This window comes from Polynucleobacter sp. Latsch14-2 (assembly GCF_018881925.1).
Lineage (GTDB): Bacteria > Pseudomonadota > Gammaproteobacteria > Burkholderiales > Burkholderiaceae > Polynucleobacter.
In genome coordinates this window covers 1-948 of sequence record NZ_JACVPL010000043.1, presented here as the reverse complement: position 1 = coordinate 948, position 948 = coordinate 1, and the positions used below count along the sequence as shown (strand labels likewise).

Annotated in this window: 1 protein-coding gene; it reads left to right on the top strand. The window is 47.4% G+C overall.

Annotated elements, in window-relative coordinates:
• A partial coding sequence (locus tag ICN46_RS11885; protein WP_216209137.1) for an IS30 family transposase occupies positions 1 to 941 on the top strand: 941 nt, incomplete at its 5' end.
• Positions 942 to 948 lie beyond the last annotated feature (7 nt).

The following is a 948-nucleotide window of genomic DNA, read 5'->3' as shown; positions in this document are numbered from 1 at the left end:
ACCTTAGCCAAACTGAACGATATCAGATTTATATCCTCATGAAAGACGGAAAAACCCAAACTCAAATAGCCCAACTGATGGATCGGCATAAGTCGACCATTAGCCGAGAGCTTGCTCGCAATACGGGCAATCGGGGTTACCGTCCCAGGCAAGCTTGCCTTTTATCTGAGGAGCGCTCCTTAGGCTGCCGTAATGCCGCCCAAATAACAGCCGATCAATGGAATCAGGCAGTGGATTACCTTTTAGCGCAGTGGAGCCCCGTCCAAATTGCCAATCAGGTCGGTATTAGTCACGAGACCATCTACCGCCATGTCTACGCTGATAAAGCGGCTGGCGGTAGCCTGTATCAACAGCTACGCTGCCAAAAAAAATGCAAGAAACGCTATGCCAGTGGCCGGGATCGCAGAGGCCAAATCGTAGGCAGAAGACCTATTAGTGAGCGCCCAGCACACATTGAGACAAGATCCCAAGTCGGTCACTGGGAGGGTGATACCGTCATTGGAGCCCATCACAAGCAAGCGGTAGTGACCTTGGTTGAACGTAAGAGCGGTTATGCTGTCATTGCCAAAGTCATCAATAAAACTGCGGATTTAGTCAGTAGCGCGATCATTAGTAAACTAGCCCCCATGGCTCCACTAGTCAAAACCATTACTTTTGATAATGGAAAGGAATTTGCCGAGCACCGCAGAATTGATACTGCCCTTAAATCCACTACTTACTTTGCTGATCCATTTGCTAGCTGGCAACGGGGATCAAATGAAAACTTCAATGGTCTATTGCGGCAATACATCCCCAAAAAGAGACCCCTATCCACCGTAAGCGATGCAGAGCTTAGAATGATCCAAGACCGATTAAACAACCGACCTAGAAAACGATTAGGATTTAAAACCCCCAATGAAGTCTTTAATCAATCTTTAAACCGTGTTGCACTTCGTGTTTGAATCTACG